The sequence below is a fragment of the Streptomyces sp. NPDC012466 genome (genome assembly GCF_042955215.1).
Taxonomy (GTDB): Bacteria; Actinomycetota; Actinomycetes; order Streptomycetales; family Streptomycetaceae; genus Streptomyces.
Genome location: NZ_JBIBEQ010000015.1, coordinates 67,001 through 88,668, shown reverse-complemented (window position 1 = coordinate 88,668; position 21,668 = coordinate 67,001). Strand labels below are relative to the sequence as shown.

Here is a 21,668-nt window from a genome sequence, read left to right as displayed (position 1 = left end):
ACAGGAACGCGTCACGTGTCAACCGGCCTCTAGCGTGCTTGACGTGACCACTGGTTCAGCGAACAACCACCCTTCGGACGCGTCGCCCTGGACCCGCCGGGGCTTCCTCCTCACCGCCGCCGCACTGGCCGTCGTGCCCGGCCTGCCGGCGGATCCGGCGGTCGCCGCCACGGAATTGCCGGACTTCCCCGCCGATGTCGCGCTGTACCGCTCGGCGTACCGGAACTGGGTCGGCGAGATCACCGCCGACGGCCTGTGGGCCTGTGCGCCGGGCGACCCGGACCAGGTGGTCGCCGTCGTCAACTGGGCGTGGCGGCACGGCTGGCGGGTACGCGCCCGGGGCGCCTCCCACGGCTGGTCGCCCCTGACGGTCACCGAGGGGACGCCGTCCGGGGCGCCGGTCCTCCTCGTCGACACCGCACCCCATCTCACCGGCCTGGCCCTGGACTCCCCCACCGCCGTGCGCGCCGGCACCGGTGTGACCCTGGAGACGCTGCTGACCTTCCTGGAGGAGCACGGCCTCGGCGTCACGGCCACCCCCGCTCCCGGCGTGCTCACCCTGGGCGGCGCCCTCGCCGTCGACGCGCACGGCACCGCCGTACCCGCGCGGGGCGAGCGGCGGCGGCCCGGGCACACGTACGGCTCGCTCAGCAATCTGGTCCTCTCGCTCACGGCGGTCGTGTGGGACCCCGGGGCCGACGCGTACGTGCTGCGCACGTTCCACCGCGACGAGGCCGACTGTGCCGCGCTGCTGACCCATCTCGGGCGGTCCCTGGTGACCGAGGTGGTGCTGCGGGTGGGCGCGAACACCGACCTCAGGTGCGTGAGCCGTACGGACATCCCGGCCGGGGAGCTGTTCGCCGCGCCCGGTTCGGGCGACGGGCGGACCTTCGCGAGCTTCCTGGACGAGGCGGGCCGGGTCGAGGCGATCTGGTTCGCCTTCACCGAGCACCCCTGGCTGAAGGTGTGGAGCGTCTCCCCGGTCCGGCCACTGACCTCGCGGAAGGTGACCCGGCCGTACAACTACCCGTTCTCGGACAACATCCCGGGACCGGTGGCGGCGCTGGTCGGCCGGATGACGTCGGAGGCCGCCTGGTACCTGGCGCCGGTGCTCGGCACCGCGCAGTACGAGGCCGCCGCACTCGGGCTGGTGACGACGCTGTCCGCCGACCTCTGGGGACCGTCCAAGAACACGCTGCTCTATCTGAAGCCGACCACACTGCGCGTGCACGCCAACGGCTACGCGGTCCTCACCTCGCGGGACCGGGTGCAGCGGGTGGTCTCCGAGTTCGCCGCGTTCTACCGCGAGCGGCTGACGGCCTACTCCGCCCGGGGCAGCTTCCCGGTGAACGGCTCCGTGGAGATCCGGGTGACCGGACTGGACGACCCGGGCGACACGGGAGTGGCCGGGGCCCGTCCGCCGCTGCTGTCGGCCCTCCGGCCGCCCGAGGACCACCCCGAGTGGGACACGGCCGTGTGGCTGGACATCCTGACGCTGCCGGGCACGCCGGACGCGGAGGCGTTCCTGCGCGAGATCGAGCGGTTCCTGCTGCGCGCCTTCGACGGCGGGTTCGCGCTCACCCGGGTGGAGTGGTCCAAGGGCTGGGCGTACACGGACGACGGGGTGTGGAGCGACGAGGAGGTGCTGGGCGACGTCGTTCCGGCGGCGGTCGGCCCTGCCGCGTGGGCGGAGGCGGACGCGGTGCTGGACCGGCTCGACCCGCACCGGGTGTACGGCAACGCCTTCCTGGACCGGCTGTTCGGCTAAGGGGAGAGGTACGCCTGCACGGTCGGGGCGTACCGGTCCACCAGCGTGTCGACGGTGCTCGCCCTCAGTTCACTGCCGCGCGCGATGCCGTACATCACGCCCAGGCCGAGCAGGGTGGCGACGGCCAGTTCGGCGCGCAGGCCCGCGTCGGGGCCGCTGAGGCGGTCGGTGAGGCGGTCGGTCACCTGGGTGCGGAAGTTGGCGCGCAGGATGTCGCCCTGCTCGCCGTGCAGGGGTGCGAACACGATCCGCAGCAGCGGGTCGGCTCCCTGCTCGGACTGGCTGACCAGCACGTGCCGGACCATGTGAGGGCCGAGTTCCCCGAGCGGCGCGGCCAGCAGGGCGTCGGCGTCGGTCTCGAAGGACATGACCCGGGCGAAGAGCGTGTCCTTGTTGCCGAAGTACTTGAGGATCAGCGGCGGGCTCACTCCGGCACGGTCGGCGACCGTCTTGAGGGTGATGTCGCCGTGCGCGTGCCGGGCCAGCAGGTACCGGGCCGCCTTCAGGATGGCCGCCTTGGTCGACTCGGCGTCCCTGCGGGCGGGTGTGGGCGTGACGGGTGGAGTGCTCACGCCACTCATGCTCCCTCCATCGCCTCGTTCCGCGCGCCCCGGGTACGGTTTCGGGCCCGATCCGGACCACCCGTTCCGCCTGTTCCATCTGTTTCGTCCGTTCCGTCCGTGACGTCCTGCGCGGAGTCGCCGGGGATGCACAGCGCCGCCGCGGCGGCCACGAGGGCGACCGTGCCGGCCATTGCGAACGCCAGCAGGTAGCCGTGCAGGGTGGGCACCGGGACACCGCCGACCGGGCCGGCGTGGTGCATCAGGACGGCGGCCACGGCGGCGCTGGAGCCGGCCTGGCCGATCGTGCGCATCAGGACGTTGACGCCGTTGGCGGAGGCGGTCTGCCGGGGCGGCACGGCCCGCAGGATGAGGGTGGGCAGCGCCGAGTAGGCCAGGGTGGTGCCGACCGCGACGACCGCGGCCCCCGCGATGATCATCCACAGGTCGCGGCTGTCGGCGATGCGCACGGCGTACCCGGCCGCGATGACGGTCGCCCCGAGGGCCAGGGTGACGCGCGGCCCGTGCGCCGCGGAGATCCGGGCGGAGACGGGCGACAGCAGCAGCATGACGATGCCGCTCGGCAGCAGGCACAGGCCGGTGGCGACGATGGACAGCCCGAGCCCGTACCCGGTGGCCTCCGGTGCCTGCACCAGCTGGGCGGTGACGAGGGTGTTGGCGTAGAACGCGAACCCGGCTAGCAGCGCGGCCACATGGGACAGGCCGACCCGGGGCTGCCTCACCAACCGCAGGTCCACCAGCGGCCGTTCGGTCCGGAGCTGCTGCCACGACCACAGCGCGAGCACGGCGACGGAGGCGGCGAAGAGACCCAGGACCCGCCCGCTGCCCCAGCCCCATGGCCCGCCCTGAGACACCCCGAGCAGCAGGCAGACCAGCCCGGCGGCGAGCCCCAGTGTGCCGGGGATATCGAACCGGCCGGGCTCACGCACCGGCGACTCGCGCACCGCCCACCGCACCAGCGTGACGCCGAGGGCACCGAGGGCGCTGGTCACCCAGAACATCGTGTGCCAGTTGGCGTACTGGACGATCACCGCGGCCAGGGGCAGGCCGAGCGCGGCGCCGATGCCGACGGTCGAGCTCATCAGCGCCACGGCCGATCCCCGGCGCGGGGGCGGCAGTTCGTCCCGCAGGATGCTGATGGACAGCGGGACGACCGCTGCGGCGGCTCCGGACAGGGTGCGGGCGGCAATGAGCACGGCGATGTCGGAGGTCAGGGCGCACAGGACCGAGCCGGCGGTCATCAGCCCCAGGGCCGCCATGAGGACGCGCCGCTTGCCGTACATGTCGCCCGCCCGGCCGAGAACGGGTGTGAGGACGGCGCCGGAGAGCAGGGTGGCCGTGACCATCCAGGAGACCGCGCCCGCCGAGGCGCCGGTGAGCCGGGGCAGGTCGGGCAGCAGCGGTACGACCACGGTCTGCATGACGGCCATGAGGATGCCGCCGAACGCGAGCACCGGGACGGTGAGCCGCTCCCGGACGGTGTTCGCACGGGGCGGTTTGCGTATCGCGGCGGTCCGGTCCATCGGCACTCCAGCGGGCGGCGCCGGATGAGGGCGCGGGGTGAATGGCAATTCACCATAGCCGGTGAATGGCAATTCACCCAGGACTCACGGGCTGCTCTCGGGAGGACAGCGCCCGCGCGTGCACCGTCCGCGCGACCTTCGGACCCAGCCAGCGCTTGAACCGGCGCAGCGGCTCCAGCCGCCCCGCCGCCCGGTCGAGCCGGTAGTACAGCCGGGGCGGGACATGGGGCAGCAGGGGCGAGTGACGCTGGCCGAGCAGGGCGAACATGCGCTCCGGGGGCAGGTCCATGTAGCGCGGCAGGTTCTCGTACCACTGGGCGCTGTAGCGGGCCGCGCTCTGCACGGGCAGGAGGGCCGCCTTGCGTTCCCGTTCGTAGCGGGCGAGGGCCTGCGGGAGATCCGAGTGCTCGCGCAGCGCGGTGGCCAGGGCGATGGCGTCCTCCAGGGCGAGGGTGGTGCCGGCGCCGATGGAGTAGTGGGTGGTGTGGGCGGCGTCGCCGAGCAGGACGAGGTTGCCGTGCCGCCAGGTGTCGTTCGTGAGGGTGCGGAAGGTCTGCCACGGGGTGCCGCCGGGGCGGCCCAGCAGGGGGTGACCGTCGAGGACATCGGCGAAGAGCCGCTCCAGCAGGGCGCGTCCGTCGGCCTCGCTCGCCCGGTCGAGTCCGAGCCCGGCCCGGGTCTCGGGCGCGCACTCGACGACGCAGGTGCTGCGGTCGGGCCCGTAGCCGTAGCCGTAGAACCAGATCCAGCCGTGGCCGGTCTCCACGAAGGCGAAGGTGAAGGCGTCGAAGACCTTGGTGGTGCCGAGCCAGATGTACGGGTTGCGCCCGGCCGTGAGCCGGGTGCCGAAGTGCGCGGAGCGGTGGGTGCGCAGGGCGCTGCGGACACCGTCGGCGGCCACGATCAGGTCGGCGTCGGAGGGCAGTTCTCCGGCGGTGATCTCGCGCTCGTACTCCAGGCGGACACCGAGGTCGCGCGCCCGGCCGGCGAGGATCTCCAGCAGCCGGTGGCGGCCGATGCCGTGGCCCTGATCGCCGCGGTGCCGGGTTGTCAGGTCCCGGACGTGGGCGACCCCGTCGCTCCACCGGACGGAATCGGCGTCCAGGACGCGCGCCGACTCGGGATCCTGCTCGTGGAGCCGGTCGAGCAGTTCGCGCCAGTACGTCACCCCCCAGCCGTAGGTCGAGCCCTCCGGGTCACGTTCGTGGACGGTGACGTCGTGGGACGGGTCCTGCCGCTTGAGCAGGATCGAGAGATACAGACCGGCGGGCCCGCCGCCGACACAGGCGACCTTCACGCACACCCCTGACAATTACCGAGAGCTGTCGATTGCCGACGCAGAGTAGCAGCATGCGGGCACCGCCGACCGGACCGCCGAATCGCGCCAGTCTTGCGGTGTGACGCCTGCCACGGGCGATGGACCGCACCGGCAGAAACATCCGGCACCGCGCTCCCTGCGGGTGGAATTTCCCCTTCCGCCCTCGCGCGCGGACCTCGCGCGACAAGATCATCTTCGTTCAACCTTGCACGACATGAGGGGAATTGCCCTGATCACAGCCAACCGGCTCGCGTGGATTTCTCCCGGTAGCGGGCCGGCCGGTAGGCATGCGGGGTCATCAGCCGAATCGATACAGGAGGTCCCTGTGCCGGAACTCAGCCGTCGCCGCGCGCTCACCGCGGCGGCCGTCCTCACCGCGAGCGCGGGGACGTTGTCAGCCACCATGCCGGCCTCGGCCGCCGGACACCACGACTCCCCCGGGACCTTCGACGAGGTCTACAAGGGCCGCCGGATACAGGGCCGGCCGGCCGGGTCCGGTCACCACCATCACGGCGCGGGATACGCGGTGTTCGTCGACGGTGTGGAGCTGCACGTGATGCGCAACGCCGACGGCAGCTGGATCAGCGTCGTCAGCCACTACGACCCGGTGGCCACCCCGCGCGCGGCCGCCCGCGCCGCGGTGGACGAGCTGCAGGGCGCGCCCCTGCTGCCCTTCCCCGCCAACTGACCCTCCACGCAAGGCATCTGGAGCACCCGCACATGGCTGTCCGCAAGAACCAGTCCACCCTGACCGCCGACGAGAAGCGGCGCTTCGTCGCCGCGCTGCTGGAGCTGAAGCGCAGCGGCCGCTACGACGAATTCGTCACGACGCACAACGCGTTCATCGTCTCCGACACCGACAACGGTGAGCGGACCGGGCACCGCTCACCGTCCTTCCTGCCCTGGCACCGAAGATTCCTCCTGGAGTTCGAACGGGCGCTGCAGTCGGTGGACGCGTCGGTGACACTGCCCTACTGGGACTGGACCGTCGACCGCACCCCGCGCGCCTCGCTGTGGGCGCCCGACTTCCTCGGCGGCACCGGGCGGGAGCGGGACGGCCGGGTCACGGACGGCGCGTTCTCCGCGTCCGGCGGCAACTGGCCGATCAACGTGCGGGTCGACGGCCGTACCTTCCTGCGGCGCTCCCTCGGTTCCGGGACGCGCGAACTGCCGACGCGGGCCGACGTCGAGTCGGTGCTGGCGATGTCCACGTACGACATGGCGCCCTGGAACAGCGGCTCGGACGGCTTCCGCAACCACCTCGAAGGGTGGCGGGGCGTCAATCTGCACAACCGCGTCCATGTCTGGGTCGGCGGGCAGATGGCCACCGGCGTCTCCCCCAACGACCCGGTGTTCTGGCTGCACCACGCGTACATAGACAAGCTGTGGGCCGAGTGGCAGCGCCGGCACCCCGGCTCCGTCTATCTGCCCGCCGCGGGCACGCCGAACGTGATCGACCTGAACGAGACGATGCGGCCGTGGCACGACACGAGTCCGGCGGACCTGCTCGACCACACGCCGCACTACACGTTCGACGTCTGATCAGACGGTCGCGCCCGTGCGGCACTCCGGGTGGCCCCAGCCGCTGTCGTTCTTGGCGATGGGCTCGCCGGCCGCGTAGGGGCGGCCGCACTGGCAGCGGCCGGGGAACTTCGCCTTGATCGTGCGCGCGGACCCCTTCCCCGCCGCCTTGGCGGTGCGGGCCGCGCCGCCGCGCGGGCGGGACTGGGGAGCCTTCGCCGGGGTGTCCGGGGCGGGCGGCGGCTCCGGGGAGCCGAGGCCGCTGCCCGCCGGCTCCTGGACGATGGCGGCCTGGCTGGCCGCACGGTCGGCGAAGTCGTTGAGCCGGTCGCCGTCGACCTGGTGGGCGGGGACGTAGCGGAACTCGACCGAGCGGCCGTCCAGGAGTTCGTCGATGCGCACGACGAGGTCCTGGTTGGCGACCGGCTTGCCGGCGGAGGTCTTCCAGCCGTTGCGCTTCCAGCCGGGCAGCCAGGTGGTGACGGCCTTCATCGCGTACTGCGAGTCCATCCGGATCTCGAGCGGCACGTCCGGGTCGGTCGCCGCCAGCAGGCGCTCCAGGGCGGTGAGTTCGGCGACATTGTTGGTGGCCTTGCCGAGCGGCCCCGCCTCCCACCGCTCCGGCGTCTCGGAAGCGTCGGCGACGACCCAGGCCCAGCCCGCGGGCCCGGGATTTCCCTTGGAAGCCCCGTCACACGCGGCCACAACACGTTCACGCATGCGCTCGATCATGCCATGGCCGCGAGGGCCGTCCGGCCGCGAGGTCCGGGCGCCTACCCCACGTCGGTCAGCTTCGGCATCTCTCCCTCGGTCGTCGAGGTGTCGATCACCGAGAAGTTCGCACCCTGCGGGTCGCTGATCGCCGCGAACCGGCCGAACGGCGTGGTCATCGGACCGAACCGCAGGACGCCACCGAGCTTGGCGGCCCTCGCCACGGCCTCGTCACAGTCCTCGACGGTGAAGTAGACGTTGATGTACGGCCGCACCTCGGGCGGAAACTCCTCCGTCATCTTCATCCGGCCCAGCACGGTGTGTTCGCCCAGGTCGTAGATCCGGAAGTTCATCTCGCCGTCCTCCATGTCCCGCTGCCGGTAGGAGAAGACGGCGGGGAAGAACGCGTCGGACTTCTCCGGCTCGCGGGTGAAGACCTCCGCCCAGGTGTAGGCGCCGGGTTCGCCCATCACCTGGAAGCCCTCGTGCGTGCCCGCCTGCCAGACGCCGAAGACGACGCCACTCGGGTCCCGGGCCAGGCACATGGTGCCGAAGTCGGCGACCCGCATCGGCTCCATCAGCACCTCACCGCCGTGCTCACCGATCCGGGCGGCGGTGGCGGCGGCGTCCTGCGACGCGAAGTACAGGCACCACTGCGACAGGCCTTCCTGGCCGGGCATGGGCGGGACGACGGCGGCGACCGCCTTGCCGTTGGCGTAGGCCTCCGTGTAATTGCCGAAGTCCGCCGACGCCTCGGCGAAGGTCCAGCCCAGCACGTCTCCGTAGAAGCTCTTGGCCCCTTCGAGGTCGCCGAACATCGCGTCGGCCCAGCAGGGGGTTCCCTCAGGTTGCACGGCCATGGTCACGGCCCTCTCCGCATGAGTGGGATCGTCCGCTTCCTCACGCTAGTCACCCGGGGGCCGGCCCGCGCGGTGAGCGGGTGCCCGCCGCCCCCTATGGGGCGGAACCGGCCGGTCCCGGCCATCGCGACCGGCGTACGTCTTCCCCCCGGGGCCCGGCTGTGCTTGCCTGAGTGCCGTTTCGGTGGCCGGGGCGGGAGTTGCCGTATGCGCAAGCCGTGGGTCGTGGGGATTCTGCTGGCCGGGGTGCTCCTCGGCGGGTGCGGCGATCCCGCGTCCGCACCCGAGGAGCCGGCGCCGACCGCACCCGGTGCGTCGGCCGCCACCCACCAGCGCGCCCCCGCCTCCGCCGCCTCCCCCGCCCCCGAACCGAAGCGGGCTCCCACGGTGCTCTACCTCGGGGACTCGCTGGCGATGGAGGGCCAGAAGGTCCTCGGGCAGGAGTTACGCCGGGACCTGAAGGCGCGCTACACCGGTGCCCCGTACTCCGGGACGACCCTGTGCGACTACCTGGAGGGCACGGCCGAGCGGTCCCTGGTGCCGGCCGCCGACAAGGCCGCCGCGCTGGTGCGCAGGCTGCGGCCCGACGTCGTGGTCCTGCAGTTCTGGGGGAACTCCTGGGGCTACACGCCGTGCATGGACGGCATCACCTACGACAAGGACCCGGCCCGGTACTTCAGCCGCTACGACGCCGACGCGCGCCGGCTCACCGAGCAGATCGCCGCGGCCGGGGGCGACGACCGCCCGCGGATCGTGTGGGTGTCACAGGGCCCGGACCCGATCACGCCCGAGCGGGTCCGGCGCGTCAACGCGCTCTACGAGAAGCGGGCCGCCGCCTCAGGCGACCTCGTGGCGGACGCCGGGAAGGCGGTGAGCCCGGCCACAGGCCGCTACGCCTGGACGCAGTACCTGCCGTGCACGGCCTACGAGCGTGGCCACCCCGGCTTGTGCACACAGCCCGGCCGCGACCGCACGGCACTGCACCGCGACGACGACTACCTGCACTTCTGCCTGGCCCCCACCACGTCCACGCCGAAGCCCTGCCCGGTCCGTTCCCCCGGCATCCTGCGCATCGCCCGGGAGGTCACCAAAACCGTTCGACAGGCGGCGCGTTGACGGCTCGAATGGGCCCCATGAGCACCGTGCGCATGCATGAGGACGAGCTGGACATCGACGTGACGCTCGTCGGCCGGCTGATCGCCGGGCAGTTCCCGCAGTGGGCCGGGCTGCCGCTGCGGCGGCTGGAGTCGTCCGGGACGGAGAACGCCATGTTCCGCCTCGGCGCGGACAAGGTCGTCCGTCTCCCCCGGCACCCCCGCGCCGTGGAGGCGATCGCCCACGAACTGCGCTGGCTGCCCCGGCTCGGCCCGGGGCTGCCCGCCGCCTCGCCCGAGCCCCTCGGCCGGGGCGAACCCGGCGACGGCTTCCCCTGGCCCTGGTCGGTCTACGGCTGGCTGGACGGCCGCAACCCGGTGCCCGGCCGGCTCGAGGAGCCCGAGCTGCTCGCCGAGGACCTGGCGGCGTACCTCACGGCCCTGCGCCGTATCGACGCGTCCGAGGGCCCTCCGGGGTACCGGGGAGTGCCGTTGGCGACCCGGGACCCCTTCCTGCGTGACGCGCTCGCGCAGCTCACGGGACGGGTCGACACCGCCGCGGTGACCGAGGTGTGGGAAGAGGCCCTGCGGGCTCCGGAGCACACCGGGCCGCCCGTCTGGGCGCACGGCGACCTGATGGCCGGGAATCTCCTGGTCACGGGCGGACGGTTGAGCGCCGTGATCGACTTCGGCACGGTGGGGGTCGGCGATCCCGCCGTCGACCTCATCGGCGCCTGGTGCCTGCTGCCCGGCGCGGCCCGCGGTCTGTTCCGCGCGGCCGTGGGCGCCGGCGAGGCCGAATGGGCACGGGCCCGGGGCTGGGCCCTGTCGATCGCCGTCATCGCGCTGCCGTACTACTGGGAGACGAACCCGCCCGTCGCGGAGAACTCCCGGTACGTCATCCGGGAGATCCTGGCCGAGGCGGCGTGAGGGCAGGGCGGCATCCCCGCAGGGCACGGCCCTGCCCCTGGCCGCGGCACCTCACTCGCCCGCGTACGCCTTCTCCAGGGCGGCGAGGTCGAACTTGCTCATCGCCATGAACGCCTGGGTCACCCGGGCCGCCTTCGCCGGATCCGGGTCGGTGATCATCTCGTCGAGCCGGTCCGGGACGACCTGCCAGGACAGGCCGAACCTGTCCTTGAGCCAGCCGCAGGGGCCGGGCTCGCCGCCGTTCTCGGTGAGCCTGGTCCAGTAGTAGTCGATCTCCTCCTGGTTCTCGCAGTGGATCATGAAGGAGGTGGCCTCGGTGAACGTGAACTGGGGGCCGCCGTTGAGCCCGAGGAACCTGTGCCCGTTGGCCGTGAACTCGACGGTCATCACGCTGCCGGCGGCCTGGGGCGCTCCCTCGGGGTAGCGCGCGATCTTGCCGATGCTGGAGTTCTTGAAGATCGAGACGTAGTGATGGGCGGCCTCCTCGGCCTGGCCGTCGAACCAGAGACACGTGGTGAAACCGTCGGTGGTCATGAGTCCTCCTGCACGCCGGAACGCTGTCACCACTGTCGACCGGGCCCCGCCCCGGAACTCATCGGTCGGGGACGGGCAAATTCAGGTGGCCGGTACACCGTTCGGAACTAGCATCGCGGGATGACGCCCACGCCCGCCGACAGCGGCATCCGTCCCTTCCGCATCGACGTACCGCAGAGCGACCTCGACGATCTCCACGACCGCCTCGACCGGGCCCGGTGGCCCGACGAGCTGCCCGGCGTGGGCTGGACCTACGGCGTTCCGTCGGGCTATCTGCGCGAGCTGGTGCGGTACTGGCGGCACGCGTACGACTGGCGGGCCGCGGAGGCGCGGCTGAACGCGTGGCCGCAGTTCACCACCGAGATCGACGGGGCGCGGGTGCACTTCGCCCACATCCGCTCCCCCGAGCCCGACGCCACCCCTCTGGTCGTCACGCACGGATGGCCGGGGTCGATCGTGGAGTTCCTCGACGTCGTCGGACCGCTGACGGACCCGGCCGCCCACGGCGGCGATCCGGCCGACGCCTTCCATGTCGTGCTGCCGAGCATTCCCGGTTTCGGGTTCTCCGGGCCCACCCGGGAGACCGGCTGGGAGGCGCGCCGGATCGCCGACGCGTGGGCCGAGCTGATGACGCGCCTCGGCTACGAGCGGTTCGGCGCGCAGGGCGGTGACTGGGGTGCGGCCGTCTCCCGCGAACTGGGCCGCGTCCACCCCGGCCGGGTGGTCGGCGTCCACCTCAATCTCCTGCCGGGCGCGCAGGCGGCCACCGAGCCGACCGCCGGGGAGCTGGAGGCACTGAGCCCCGCGGAGCGGGAGCGGACGCTCACCTCGTGGCGACGGTGGCAGGAGTGGTCCCGCGACGGCACGGGCTACTTCCATGTGCAGTCCACCCGGCCGCAGACCCTGGCCTACGCGCTCACGGACTCACCCGTGGGGCAACTGGCCTGGATCGTCGAGAAGTTCCGGGAGTGGACGGACTCCCGTGAGCTGCCCGAAGAGGCCGTCGACCGGGACCTGATGCTCACCAACGTGATGCTGTACTGGCTGACGGGCACGGCCGGTTCGTCCGCCCGGGTCTATTACGAGCGCGCCCACGCCCGGGGCGAGAGGATCGCCGCCCCGCAGGAGCCCTCCACCGCGCCCACCGGGGTGGCGTCCTTCTTCGGCGACCCCCAGATCCCGCTGCGCCACAAGGCGGAGCGGACGGACAACATCGTCCACTGGACGGAGTTCGACCGCGGCGGCCACTTCGCGGCGATGGAGGAGCCGGACCTGCTGGTCGGTGATGTGCGGGCGTTCTTCGGCCAGTTGCGCGGGAAGGGCTGAGCCTTCGGGCTCCGCCGGTAGCGGATCTGCCGAGGGCAGAGAAACCGTTCACGGGCATCACCCGAGGTCAACAGTGGAGTCGACGGCACATCCCCGACAGTCCAGGCACTCGCTGCCGCGACGAGGAGAACCGATGACTCCACTCACGACGCTCGCCCCGCGGGCGGAGGAGGGCGACACCCCTCCGACCCGTTTCGACGACCACCTGGCCGCCCAGCTGCTCGCGCAGCGCATCGTGCTGCTGGGCACCCAGGTCGACGAGGTCTCCGCGAACCGGGTCTGCTCCCAGTTGCTCATCCTGTCCGCGGAGGACGCGCACACCGACATCAGCCTGTACATCAACAGCCCGGGCGGGGCGGTGCACGCGGGCCTCGCCATCTACGACACGATGCGGCTCATCCCGAACGACGTCTCCACGCTGGCCATGGGTTTCGCGGCCAGCATGGGGCAGTTCCTGCTGAGCGTCGGCGCGCCGGGCAAGCGCTATGCGCTGCCGAACGCGCGGATCATGATGCACCAGCCCTCGGCGGGCATCGGCGGCACGACGGCAGACATCGAGATCCAGGCGGAGAACCTGGAGTTCACCAAGCGGACCATCGAGCGGATCACCGCGGAGCACACCGGCCAGAGCCCGGAGACCGTCTCCCGGGACGGTGACCGGGACCGCTGGTTCACGGCCGAGGAGGCCAGGGAGTACGGCATGGTGGACCGGGTCGTGGAGTCCCTCTCGGACGTCCGCCCGGCGGCCACCCGACGCAGGATGGGGCTCCAGTGATGGGTTCGTACACGATTCCGAACGTCGTCGAGCGCACCCCGCAGGGCGAGCGGTCCTACGACGTCTTCAGCCGGCTGCTGTCCGAGCGGATCATCTTCCTCGGCACCGAGATCGACGACGGCGTCGCCAACGTCGTCATCGCCCAGCTCCTCCACCTGGAGTCGTCCTCCCCGGAGAGCGAGATCGCGATCTACATCAACTCACCGGGCGGCTCGTTCACCTCGCTCATGGCCATCTACGACACCATGACGTTCGTGCAGGCGCCGATCTCCACGTTCTGCGTCGGGCAGGCGGCCTCCACGGCGGCCGTGCTGCTGGCCGGCGGGGACCCGGGGCGGCGGTTCGTGCTGGAGCACTCACGGGTGCTGCTCGGCCAGCCGGCCGCCGGCGGGCAGCGCGGCATGGTGTCCGACCTGGCCCTCCAGGCCAAGGAGATGGTGCGGATCCGCTCCCAGGTGGAGGAGGTGCTGGCGCGGCACACCCACCACGACGTGGCGGCTCTGCGGGCCGACATGGACCGCGACAAGGTGTTCACCGCGCAGGAGGCGGTGGGCTATGGGCTGGCCGACGAGGTGCTCAGCCGGCGCCTCGTGAGGGTCTGAGGCACCGGCCGGCCCGTACGCGGCTCAGGCGGCCAGGCACATCCCGTCGTGCGACGAGGCGGACGCCCCGCGGCGGCCGCCGCCGGCATAGCGCGACGTGACGCGGGTCAGCTCGCCCTGCGCCCTCGTCAGCAGGTCGCCGAGGTTCAGCCCGAGGGCGTGGGCGGCGGCCGCGAGGACCTCCGAGGAGGCCTCCTTGCGGCCCCGCTCCACCTCGGAGAGGTAGGGCATGGAGATCCGTGCCTGGTCGGCGACGTCCTTCAAGGTGCGCTCCTGCGCGAGGCGCTCACGGCGCAGGACGTCACCCACCAGGTCCCGCCACAGCGGCTCCTTCACGGCGGGGGCCTGCGGCGCCTGGCGCGGTGGCGCGCCGACGGGGCGCGCACCGTGCGGGCGCAGCGGGATGACTCGGGCTTCGTTCGGCCGGTGGTTGCTCACCGCTCCAGCCTAGGAATCATGGCCGTCGGCGGAAGGGCCCGGCGTTCCGCCCTGGGTGGAATCACCGCACCCCGGGCAAGGCGTAGCGGTACATTCCCTCTGATTACGCCCATGAGAAAATTGAAGGGCATGGTGAGGGGCGGCCCGGGTACCCGCAACTCGGGAGTACCTATGCAGATGTCCGCCGTGACGTTCGTGGGAGAGGTAATGGAGACCGCCGTGATCCGGTCGAAGGCACAGGTCGTCGAAGAGAACACCGAAGCCGGCGCGGGTGACGGAGCACTGCCGGTCGTGGACCCGCGGTCCGTGGCCCCGCGGGACGCGAGGGAATTGTCCCGCCAGTTCTTCCAGCGCCTGACGGAACTCGAAGAGGGCACGCACGAGTACCAGTACGCGCGCAACACTCTGATCGAGATGAACATGTCGCTCGTGCGTTTCGCGGCCGGACGGTTCCGCGGCCGCGGCGACGACATGGAGGACATCGTCCAGACCGGCATGATCGGCCTGATCAAGGCCATCGACCGGTTCGAGCTCTCGCGGGAGGTGGAGTTCACCTCCTTCGCGCTGCCGTACATCGTCGGTGAGATCAAGCGCTTCTTCCGGGACACCACGTGGGCGGTGCACGTGCCGCGGCGGCTGCAGGAGCTGCGCGTGGAGCTGGCCAAGGCCCGTGAGGAGCTCGCCAGCCGACTGGACCGCGAGCCGACGGTCGCCGAGCTGGCGACGCTCATGAACATCTCCGAGCGCCAGGTGGTGGAGGGGCAGATCGCGGCGAACGGGTACAACTCGTCGTCGCTGGACGCCGCGCTCACCGGCGACGGCCCGGAAGGCGGCGAGGCGGTCCTGGCCGACTTCATCGGAGTGGAGGAGGACGGGCTGCGGCTCGTCGAGGACTTCCACTCGCTCGCCCCGCTGATGGCGGAGCTCAGCGAGCGCGACCGGCAGATCATCCACATGCGGTTCGTGGAGGAGGCCACCCAGGCGGAGATCGGTGAGCGGCTCGGCTGCTCGCAGATGCACGTCTCCCGGCTGATCAAGCGGATCATCACGCGGCTGCGCGAGGGCATGCTGGGCGAGCTGGGCTGCGCCTGAGCGCGAACGGCGGACCAGCGGGTGCCGTCCCACACGCGGGAGTGGGGCGGCACCCGCACATTCGCTCATCAGAAGAGACCGCGACGACATGAGCCGCCCGGGTGAGGTGTCGACCCGGGCGGTCAGGCGTTGGTTCCCTCGGCGAGGGGCAGCACGGCACGCACTCGCTTGCCCACCGGTACCCGTTCCACGCTGACCTGCTCCGCGAGCGCGTGGACGATCTCCAGGCCGTGCCGGCCAATGCGCTCGGGGTCGCGGGGGAAGATGCGGGGCAGTGCGGAGCTGCTGTCGTAGACCGACACCGCCACCGTGGTGTCGGTGCCGACGAGCTCCAGGATGTAGGGCCCGTTGCTGTGCCGGTCGGCGTTGGTGACCAGCTCGCTCACCACCAGCAGTACGGCGCCGTCGACGCGCTCGTCGATGTGTGCGCACCACTCGGTCCTGAGCTGTTCGAGAAAGAGCGCTGCGAAGGACCGCGCCTCGGCGATGCAGCCCTGCTCGCCGGTGTAGTGCGCCGCTCGCCACAGCGGTTCAACGGGCACGTCGAAACCAGTCGGTATCACTGCCCCGTCCAGGTGGTCGATCATTCTTTTCTCTCTGGGAAGCCGGACTGGCCGGACGCTCTGCATCAGTGCTCGTACCCCGAGTCGGGCTTCGCAGTCCTGACACTTCTCAGCCCGTTCGGTGCCCCGGGCATTGTCCCCCTTCCGCGGGGCACCCGGAAGGAATCAGGTCCGGCCGAAGGCGGCCGGACCGGATCGCCGGAGGTGCGCGGTGGCCTGGTGGACATGGCTGGTCGTGGTGATCGCGGCACTCGCCGCCGTAGCGGTGGTGACGCTCGCCGTGCAGGCCGGCCGGCGCTCGGGGACCGTCATCGCGGTCCGGCGCCGGCCCGGCGGGAAGGGCCTGCGATGAACGAGCTGCTGGCCGCACGGAGCCTGACGACCCTGCCGGTGGTCACCCTGGGCGGTGACGCCGTCGCGCAGGTCAAGGACACCGTCTTCGACGCCGCCGCCGGCCGTGTCACCGGCTTCACCCTCAGCGGCCGGGGTCTGCTGGCGGGGCCGCTGAAGCAGAGCCTGCCCTGGTCGGCGGTGCACGCGCTGGGTCCGCACGCGGTCATGATCCCCGACGCCCTCGCCCTGCAGGACACGTCCGTCGTGGTGGCCCGGCGCGAGGCCCAGCAGGGCCGGGTGCTGCACGCGAAGGTGCTGACCGACGAGGGTGCCGAGGTCGGCACGGTGCTCGACGTGATCATCGAGGGCGGGACCAGCGGCCGGGTCGTGGGATTCCGCATCGCCGCCGGCAAGGCCCTGGTGCAGGGCTCGCGGCGCCGCAGGCACCGGGTGTACGTGCCGCGCGGCGAGACGCTCGCCGTCTCCGGTCGCGCCCTGGTCATTCCGGCGGACGCCACCCGCTACGTCGCCGACGACCTGCCGGCCTTCGTCGCCCGGGTCGGCGCCTTCCGGGACGGGCGGGAGGGGACGACCCCGTGATGCTGTTCTCCGAGGCTCGGGGGCTGCCGGTGCTGACGCTGACCGAGGCGGACGAGGTCGGCGTCCTGAGGTCGCTGACGGTCGACGCCGTGTCCGGTGTGGTCACCCACGTCCGGGTGCGGAGCCGGCACTCCCGCAAGGACACGGTGCTGGCCTGGGGCTCGCTGCACGCCATCGGCCCGGACGCGGTCCTGGTCCGCACGACCGCCGCCCCGGCCGAGGTGCCCGTGCACCACGAGCTGCCGGGTCTCAGGATCCTCACCGAGACGGGTGACACGCTCGGCACCGTCCAGGACGTCGCGTTCGAACCCGAGACGGGCCGGATCGAGGCGGTCGTCACCGCCCACGGCGACCTGCCGGCCGATCGGCTGCTCGGGCTCGGCGACTACGCCCTGGTGGTCCGCGCCGCTTGAGCGCGCGGCTCAGGAGGCCGGAGGCTGTTCCGTCGTGCCGCTTCCTGTGTCGCCCCCGGTGTCGCCCCCGGTGTCGCCCCCGGTGCCGCTCCCGGTGTCGCTGTCGGGCGGAGGCTGCTGGGTGTCGGACGACGGCGGCTCGTCCGTCGTCGGCCCCGAGGTGTCCGTGTCCGAGGTCGGCGGCTCGCTCGAGGGCGGTTGCGACGACGTCGAGTCGGACGGTGCCGTCGGAGTGGTGACGCTCGCCGACGGGGAGGGCTTGTCCGGCTTCTTGGTCTTGTGGTCCTTCGTGCCCGTGTCGCCCTTGTGGCGCTCGAACCACTCGCCGTCCGGCTCGCACATCACGAAGACGTCGACCGGCTTCGGCGCGGGCGTCACCATGACGACGTTCGACGACTTGTAGCCCGGCCACGCGTCGCCGGTCGTCTTCGGCGCGCTCTGCTGGGCGACCGGCGGGGAGAGCGGGTTGCCGCAGGCGCAGCGCACCCGGGGTACGCCGCGCTCGTCGACGAGCACCGCCGTGCCGGACTGGAGGACGGCCTGGTAGCTGGTGGGGGCGCCGTTCTTGTAGCCGTGGTTGGTGACGCGGGTGTCCATACGCAACTGCACGGGGGTGAGCGAGCGCAGGTAGGCGGGGACCTCGGAGGGCTTGATTCCGGCGACCGAGGCGAAGGCGCCCTGCTTGTCCGGGGCGTCCTCGAAGTAGGCGATCTGCTTCTCCACGTCACAGCTGGCGACGTTGCGGGTGCCGCCGTACAGGCCCGGCGCGTCGCCCTTCACGCCTTGGACGGCGTTCTGGGGCGCCGACTCGGTGGCCCCCGAGGGCGAGACCGGCGAGGCGGAGCTCTTCTCCTCCGCCGTCGACTCGGTGAACGCGTCCGGGCCCGTGTCGGCCGCCGGCTGGAGGAAGACCTCGCCGCTGGACGTGCTGGTGCCGCCGTCGGACGCACCGGTGCCGCCGTTGTCGGGGCGGGACAGCACCACGGCGAGGATCACCGCGGCCACCACGGCGGTGGCGATGATCGCGACACGGGGTACGGACCCCCACCACGGGCGGCGGGGCTCCGGCTCCTTGCCGCCCCCGCTGGGCGGCTCCGAGGGCGGGCCGCCGCCCGAGGGCGGCTGGGAGGGACCCGACAGCGGGCCGGAGGGAGGTCCTGTGGGGCGGCCGGACGACGGCGGATCGACGCTCACGAGCTCTTCTTCCCTCGTGGGTTCTCTGCGGCCTTCACACACCTGAGGCGTTTCATCCGGGTGCATGCCGCTTTTTCCATTACGAGTTCATTGTGTGCTCCAGCCCCGTACGCCCCGCAAGCCGACGCGGACGGACCTCTCCGGCGAGCGCCCTGCGAAGGGTTTGCCTAGCGTGGCAGCGTGACTTCGCGCACCCCCTCCGGCCAGGCACGTACCTCCGGCGAGCGGGCCGTCGCCCGCCACGGCTGGGCGCATGCCCTCGTCACGGTGCTCGGGGGGCTGCTCGCCATGGCGGTGGTGGCCGCCCTGGGCCTGTGGGCGGCCGGGGCCGCCGACCTTCCGGACGGCGCCTTCGCCCCCGTCGTCGCGGCCACCATGGTCACCGCCGTCGGCGGCACGGTGAAGCTCGCCGGAAGCGCCGGCGACCTCGCCGACACGCAGGCCGGCCTGACGGTCATTCCGTTGTCCGTCACGCTCACCGGTGCGCTGGTGATCGCCTGGGGCTTCCTGCGGCCGCTGCGGCACCGCGCGGTCGCCGGGGCGGCGGAGCTGGCCGGCTGGGCCGGCCGGGTGGCGGTCCTGTGGCTGCTCGCGCTGATCGGTCTGACGCTCGCCGCCCGCCACACCTTCGACCTCTCCCTCGGGGACGACACGCTCGCAGAACTCGGCGACCTGTTCGGCGCCTCACCGAAGATCGGCTTCACCACCGACGTTCCGCTGTCCGTGTTCGTCGCGGTGGTGTGGCTGGCCGGTGTGCTGGTGCTGGCGCTGCTGGTGTCGCGCGGGGCCCCGCTGCCCCCCGGGCTGCTGCGCTTCCAGGCGTCGGTGCGTCCGGCCGCGTACGCGATGGTGGCGCTGCTGCTGGCCTGCGTCGTCATCGGCGTGGTCGTCGCCCTCGTCGTCGCGGCGGCCAAAGGTCACGTGCGGGAGACGTTCGCGGTGATCCTTCTCGGCCTGCCCAACCTGGTGTGGCTGGCGCTGACGATCGGACTGGGCGCCACCTGGAACGGCAGGGTGGAGGGGCCGTTCGGGCTGCCCATGCCGCATGTGCTCGACGAGGTGCTGCGCACCCCGGACGTCTCCGAACTGAATCTGCGGACCCTTTCCGAGCACGACGGCCGGGTGTGGTGGCTGCTGGTCGTCGACGTCGTACTGCTGCTGGCCGCCGCGTTCGTGATGGCGGCGCGGTCACCGGCGCGGGTGCGGGCCTGGCAGCACGCCGTGCACATGACGGTCGCCCTCGTGCTCACGGTCTTCATGATCTGCCTCGTCGGGCGCATCTCCGCGCACTACGGCTTGTCCGTGCTCGGCATCGGCGACCTGGGCGGGGGCCTCGGGGGTGAGCTGTTCCTGCGCCCCAGGCTGTGGGGCGCCGTGGGCCTGGCCGTCCCGTGGGGGCTGGTGACCGGGTGCGCCGGGGCGCTGCTGGCGCGGCACGTACGGCGCCGCGGCGAAGTGCGCTCCGACAGCGAGGGCTGACGCCGCGCGCTACGTCCGCTGCACGAACACCGGCTCGGCCCAGCGCGGCGGCGGCTTGGGCCGCTCCTCCCCCGCACCCGGCAGCTGCCGCTCCACGCGCGTCGGCGGCCGGGTGGCCCCGGTCCTACCGCCGGTCGTCGCGGCGCGCAGGGCGGCGACGAAGGCGAGGCAGGACGGGTACCGGTCGTCGGGGCTCTTGGCGAGGGCCTGGGCGAGGACGCGGTCGACCCCGGGGTTGAGGTCGGGCCGGTCCTCGGTCAGCGGCGGAGGCTGGTCGTACTGGTGGGCCCAGAGCAGGGCCATGTCGTCGTCGCGGAGGAAGGGCGGATGGCCGGCCAGGGTCTCGAAGACGACGCAGGCGAAGCCGTACACGTCGCAGCGTGCGTCGACCGGTTTGCCGGAGATCTGCTCGGGGGCGACGTAGTCGAGCGTGCCGACGAACTGGCCGACCGTCGTGAAGCCGGTCAGCGACAGCGACTTCTTCGTCAGGCCGAAATCGGTGAGGTAGACGTGCTCGGGGTGGTCGCTGTCGGTGCCGCGGGACACCAGGATGTTGCCGGGCTTGACGTCCCGGTGGACCAGTCCGTTGTCGTGGGCCGCGTCGAGCGCGGAGGCGAGCTGCGCGGCGACGCGCAGGGCGGTGACGATCGGCATCGGGCCGTCGCGGTCGAGGACATGCCGCAGGTCGCTGCCCGCGACGTACCGCATGGCGATGTACAGCACACCGTCCGTCTCGCCGGCCTCGAACACGGGCACGATGTGCGGGTGGTCGATCGCCGCGGCGGCCCGGGACTCATGGGTGAAGCGGCGGCGGAAGGTGTCGTTGCGGGCGAGTTCCGGGGCGAGCAGCTTCAGGGCGACGGTGCGTTCCAGGCGCAGGTCGCGGGCGCGGTAGACGACGGCCATGCCGCCGCGCCCGATCTCCTGCTCGATCCGGTACCCGGCGATCTGCTGCCCGATCAGCTCGGAGGGCCGCCCCGAGAACAGGCTCGTCTCGCGGTTCAACGGTCCTCCCCCTCGGGCGACACGACCCGGGTGGGCTCACGCCCCACCACCCGCGTGGGCGGTGCCTCAGCCGTGTGTCCGGCCTCCTCGTCGCCCTCGTCGCCCTGCGGTGACATGAGGCGCGTCGGCTCGGCGGCATCAGGGGCCACGACCCGCGTCGGCTCGGGAGCACCCCTCGGTTCGCGTGTCTCCGGAGCCACCACCCGGGTCGGTGGCGGAGCCTCGGGAGGCGCGATCCCGGTCGGCTCGGGCGCCTCGGGCGGTACCACCCGGGTGGGCTCGGGAGCGTCCGGCGCCAGGACCCGGGCCGGCGGCGGAGCCTCGGGAGGCGCGATTCCGGTCGGCTCGGGCGCCTCGGGCGGCACCACCCGTGTCGGCCCGGCGGGGGCGCTTCGCGCGGGTGCCGGTGCGTCGGCCGGAGGGGGCGTCGCGGCGCGGGGCGTCTCCCCGGGCCCCTCGGACGGCACCACCCGTGTGGGCGGATGCACGGGCGCTGCGGCGGAGCGGGACTCCGGTGCGGCTCCGGGTGTCTCGCCCGTGGCGTACGTGGTCATCCGGGTGCCGTCGGCGTACACCCAGTGCCCGTGGGCGGAGTCGTAGAGCCACACGGACTCGCCGTCGACGACGACGCCGATCCGCGTGCCACGGGTGCGGGCGCGGAAGGACTCCCGGTCGAGACCGCCCGCGAGGTCCTCGACCGCGGAGCGGTAGCGCGCCAGGGCTTCCTGTGCCCGGCTCAGCAGCGGCCGCGGATCGGCGGCGTGGGTGAGCGGCCCGTCCGCGGCGGGCGGGTCCTGCGGTACGGCGACCAGGCGGCGGCCGTCGACCCACGCCGACCAGCCGTTGAAGCACAGCACGTGCCCCCAGTCGCCCTGCCGCTCCAGGAGCTGCACCGGCAGCAGGGGGTCGAGGTCGACGGTGGGCCGGGACGGGTCGGGTGCCTCCCAGGCGGGCATCCCGTGCTGCGGGACGACGTGCGTGGGCCGGAAGCCGGGGGTCGTCATCGGC

24 protein-coding genes are annotated in these 21,668 nt (G+C 72.5%); 13 read left to right on the top strand and 11 right to left on the bottom strand.

The window, feature by feature from the left end:
* The first annotated feature begins 43 nt into the window (after positions 1–43).
* Positions 44–1,768, top strand: coding sequence for a cholesterol oxidase substrate-binding domain-containing protein (locus ACFY9E_RS37660; RefSeq protein ID WP_390992524.1), 1,725 nt, complete (start codon positions 44–46; stop codon positions 1,766–1,768).
* Here the strand turns inward: ACFY9E_RS37660 and ACFY9E_RS37655 are convergent.
* From ACFY9E_RS37655 to ACFY9E_RS37645, 3 genes are all read right to left on the bottom strand, one after another.
* Complete coding sequence (locus ACFY9E_RS37655; protein ID WP_390992521.1) at positions 1,765–2,349, bottom strand: TetR family transcriptional regulator; 585 nt, start codon at positions 2,347–2,349, stop codon at positions 1,765–1,767. The two genes, ACFY9E_RS37660 and ACFY9E_RS37655, sit on opposite strands and share 4 nt — an antisense overlap.
* Positions 2,346–3,872 (bottom strand): MFS transporter, encoded by a 1,527-nt coding sequence (locus tag ACFY9E_RS37650; protein WP_390992518.1) that lies wholly within the window; start codon positions 3,870–3,872, stop codon positions 2,346–2,348. Before ACFY9E_RS37650 ends, ACFY9E_RS37655 begins: the two co-directional genes overlap by 4 nt.
* Before the next feature lie 73 nt (positions 3,873–3,945).
* Positions 3,946–5,175 (bottom strand): FAD-dependent monooxygenase, encoded by a 1,230-nt coding sequence (locus ACFY9E_RS37645; protein WP_390992515.1) that lies wholly within the window; start codon positions 5,173–5,175, stop codon positions 3,946–3,948.
* Positions 5,176–5,515: 340 nt separating this feature from the next.
* Between ACFY9E_RS37645 and ACFY9E_RS37640 the strand changes: the two genes are divergently transcribed.
* Positions 5,516–5,878, top strand: a complete 363-nt coding sequence (locus ACFY9E_RS37640; protein ID WP_390992514.1) for a tyrosinase family oxidase copper chaperone — start codon at positions 5,516–5,518, stop codon at positions 5,876–5,878.
* 32 nt (positions 5,879–5,910) lie between these two features.
* On the top strand, positions 5,911–6,732 hold the full coding sequence (locus ACFY9E_RS37635) for a tyrosinase family protein (protein WP_390992511.1): 822 nt from the start codon (positions 5,911–5,913) through the stop codon (positions 6,730–6,732).
* On the opposite strand, the gene ACFY9E_RS37630 is transcribed toward ACFY9E_RS37635, so the two are convergent.
* Together ACFY9E_RS37630 and ACFY9E_RS37625 are read right to left on the bottom strand one after the other, a co-directional pair.
* Entirely contained in the window at positions 6,733–7,443 is a 711-nt protein-coding gene (locus ACFY9E_RS37630; protein ID WP_390992509.1) for an RNase H family protein, read from the bottom strand. It lies immediately after the preceding gene.
* Between the two features lie 41 nt (positions 7,444–7,484).
* A complete protein-coding gene (locus ACFY9E_RS37625; protein ID WP_390992506.1) occupies positions 7,485–8,282 on the bottom strand; it encodes a VOC family protein in 798 nt (265 codons plus the stop codon).
* A 207-nt stretch (positions 8,283–8,489) separates the two neighbouring features.
* Between ACFY9E_RS37625 and ACFY9E_RS37620 the strand changes: the two genes are divergently transcribed.
* Both ACFY9E_RS37620 and ACFY9E_RS37615 read left to right on the top strand, forming a co-directional pair.
* On the top strand, positions 8,490–9,398 hold the full coding sequence (locus ACFY9E_RS37620; RefSeq protein ID WP_390992503.1) for an SGNH/GDSL hydrolase family protein: 909 nt from the start codon (positions 8,490–8,492) through the stop codon (positions 9,396–9,398).
* A gap of 17 nt (positions 9,399–9,415) precedes the next feature.
* Positions 9,416–10,306: a phosphotransferase gene (locus ACFY9E_RS37615; protein ID WP_390992500.1), complete on the top strand. Its 891-nt coding sequence runs from the start codon at positions 9,416–9,418 to the stop codon at positions 10,304–10,306.
* A 51-nt stretch (positions 10,307–10,357) separates the two neighbouring features.
* On the opposite strand, the gene ACFY9E_RS37610 is transcribed toward ACFY9E_RS37615, so the two are convergent.
* On the bottom strand, positions 10,358–10,840 hold the full coding sequence (locus ACFY9E_RS37610) for a VOC family protein (RefSeq protein WP_390992498.1): 483 nt from the start codon (positions 10,838–10,840) through the stop codon (positions 10,358–10,360).
* 120 nt (positions 10,841–10,960) lie between these two features.
* Here ACFY9E_RS37610 and ACFY9E_RS37605 point away from each other — a divergent pair, with 120 nt between their 5' ends.
* From ACFY9E_RS37605 to ACFY9E_RS37595, 3 genes are all read left to right on the top strand, one after another.
* Positions 10,961–12,166 carry an alpha/beta fold hydrolase gene (locus tag ACFY9E_RS37605; protein ID WP_390992496.1) on the top strand — a complete coding sequence of 402 codons (1,206 nt, stop codon included), beginning with the start codon at positions 10,961–10,963 and terminating at the stop codon, positions 12,164–12,166.
* 133 nt (positions 12,167–12,299) lie between these two features.
* Positions 12,300–12,941 (top strand): ATP-dependent Clp protease proteolytic subunit, encoded by a 642-nt coding sequence (locus ACFY9E_RS37600; RefSeq protein WP_390992493.1) that lies wholly within the window; start codon positions 12,300–12,302, stop codon positions 12,939–12,941.
* Positions 12,941–13,543 (top strand): ClpP family protease, encoded by a 603-nt coding sequence (locus ACFY9E_RS37595; protein ID WP_184854336.1) that lies wholly within the window; start codon positions 12,941–12,943, stop codon positions 13,541–13,543. The genes ACFY9E_RS37600 and ACFY9E_RS37595 overlap by 1 nt, the downstream gene beginning before the upstream one ends.
* A 24-nt stretch (positions 13,544–13,567) precedes the next feature.
* Here the strand turns inward: ACFY9E_RS37595 and ACFY9E_RS37590 are convergent, their stop codons facing one another.
* Complete coding sequence (locus ACFY9E_RS37590) at positions 13,568–13,981, bottom strand: helix-turn-helix domain-containing protein (RefSeq protein ID WP_390992490.1); 414 nt, start codon at positions 13,979–13,981, stop codon at positions 13,568–13,570.
* 207 nt (positions 13,982–14,188) lie between these two features.
* On the opposite strand from ACFY9E_RS37590, the gene ACFY9E_RS37585 reads away from it, so the two are divergent.
* Positions 14,189–15,073 carry a SigB/SigF/SigG family RNA polymerase sigma factor gene (locus tag ACFY9E_RS37585; RefSeq protein ID WP_390992687.1) on the top strand — a complete coding sequence of 295 codons (885 nt, stop codon included), beginning with the start codon at positions 14,189–14,191 and terminating at the stop codon, positions 15,071–15,073.
* A gap of 122 nt (positions 15,074–15,195) precedes the next feature.
* Here ACFY9E_RS37585 and ACFY9E_RS37580 read toward each other — a convergent pair whose 3' ends face one another.
* Positions 15,196–15,660, bottom strand: coding sequence for an ATP-binding protein (locus tag ACFY9E_RS37580; RefSeq protein WP_390992488.1), 465 nt, complete (start codon positions 15,658–15,660; stop codon positions 15,196–15,198).
* Positions 15,661–15,847: 187 nt separating this feature from the next.
* On the opposite strand from ACFY9E_RS37580, the gene ACFY9E_RS37575 reads away from it, so the two are divergent.
* From ACFY9E_RS37575 to ACFY9E_RS37565, 3 genes are read left to right on the top strand one after another with little or no spacing between them, the layout of a single operon-like run.
* Positions 15,848–15,988, top strand: coding sequence for a hypothetical protein (locus ACFY9E_RS37575; protein ID WP_184566165.1), 141 nt, complete (start codon positions 15,848–15,850; stop codon positions 15,986–15,988).
* A complete protein-coding gene (locus tag ACFY9E_RS37570) occupies positions 15,985–16,569 on the top strand; it encodes a PRC-barrel domain-containing protein (protein WP_390992485.1) in 585 nt (194 codons plus the stop codon). The genes ACFY9E_RS37575 and ACFY9E_RS37570 overlap by 4 nt, the downstream gene beginning before the upstream one ends.
* Positions 16,566–16,982, top strand: a complete 417-nt coding sequence (locus tag ACFY9E_RS37565; RefSeq protein ID WP_390992483.1) for a PRC-barrel domain-containing protein — start codon at positions 16,566–16,568, stop codon at positions 16,980–16,982. Before ACFY9E_RS37570 ends, ACFY9E_RS37565 begins: the two co-directional genes overlap by 4 nt.
* A 9-nt stretch (positions 16,983–16,991) precedes the next feature.
* Here the strand turns inward: ACFY9E_RS37565 and ACFY9E_RS37560 are convergent, their stop codons facing one another.
* On the bottom strand, positions 16,992–18,176 hold the full coding sequence (locus ACFY9E_RS37560; RefSeq protein ID WP_390992480.1) for a DUF6777 domain-containing protein: 1,185 nt from the start codon (positions 18,174–18,176) through the stop codon (positions 16,992–16,994).
* A gap of 180 nt (positions 18,177–18,356) precedes the next feature.
* Here ACFY9E_RS37560 and ACFY9E_RS37555 point away from each other — a divergent pair, with 180 nt between their 5' ends.
* Complete coding sequence (locus ACFY9E_RS37555) at positions 18,357–19,655, top strand: streptophobe family protein (RefSeq protein WP_390992477.1); 1,299 nt, start codon at positions 18,357–18,359, stop codon at positions 19,653–19,655.
* A gap of 9 nt (positions 19,656–19,664) precedes the next feature.
* Here the strand turns inward: ACFY9E_RS37555 and ACFY9E_RS37550 are convergent, their stop codons facing one another.
* Positions 19,665–20,660 (bottom strand): protein kinase, encoded by a 996-nt coding sequence (locus ACFY9E_RS37550; RefSeq protein WP_390992474.1) that lies wholly within the window; start codon positions 20,658–20,660, stop codon positions 19,665–19,667.
* On the bottom strand, positions 20,657–21,664 hold the full coding sequence (locus ACFY9E_RS37545; protein WP_390992471.1) for a hypothetical protein: 1,008 nt from the start codon (positions 21,662–21,664) through the stop codon (positions 20,657–20,659). The genes ACFY9E_RS37550 and ACFY9E_RS37545 overlap by 4 nt, the downstream gene beginning before the upstream one ends.
* Positions 21,665–21,668 lie beyond the last annotated feature (4 nt).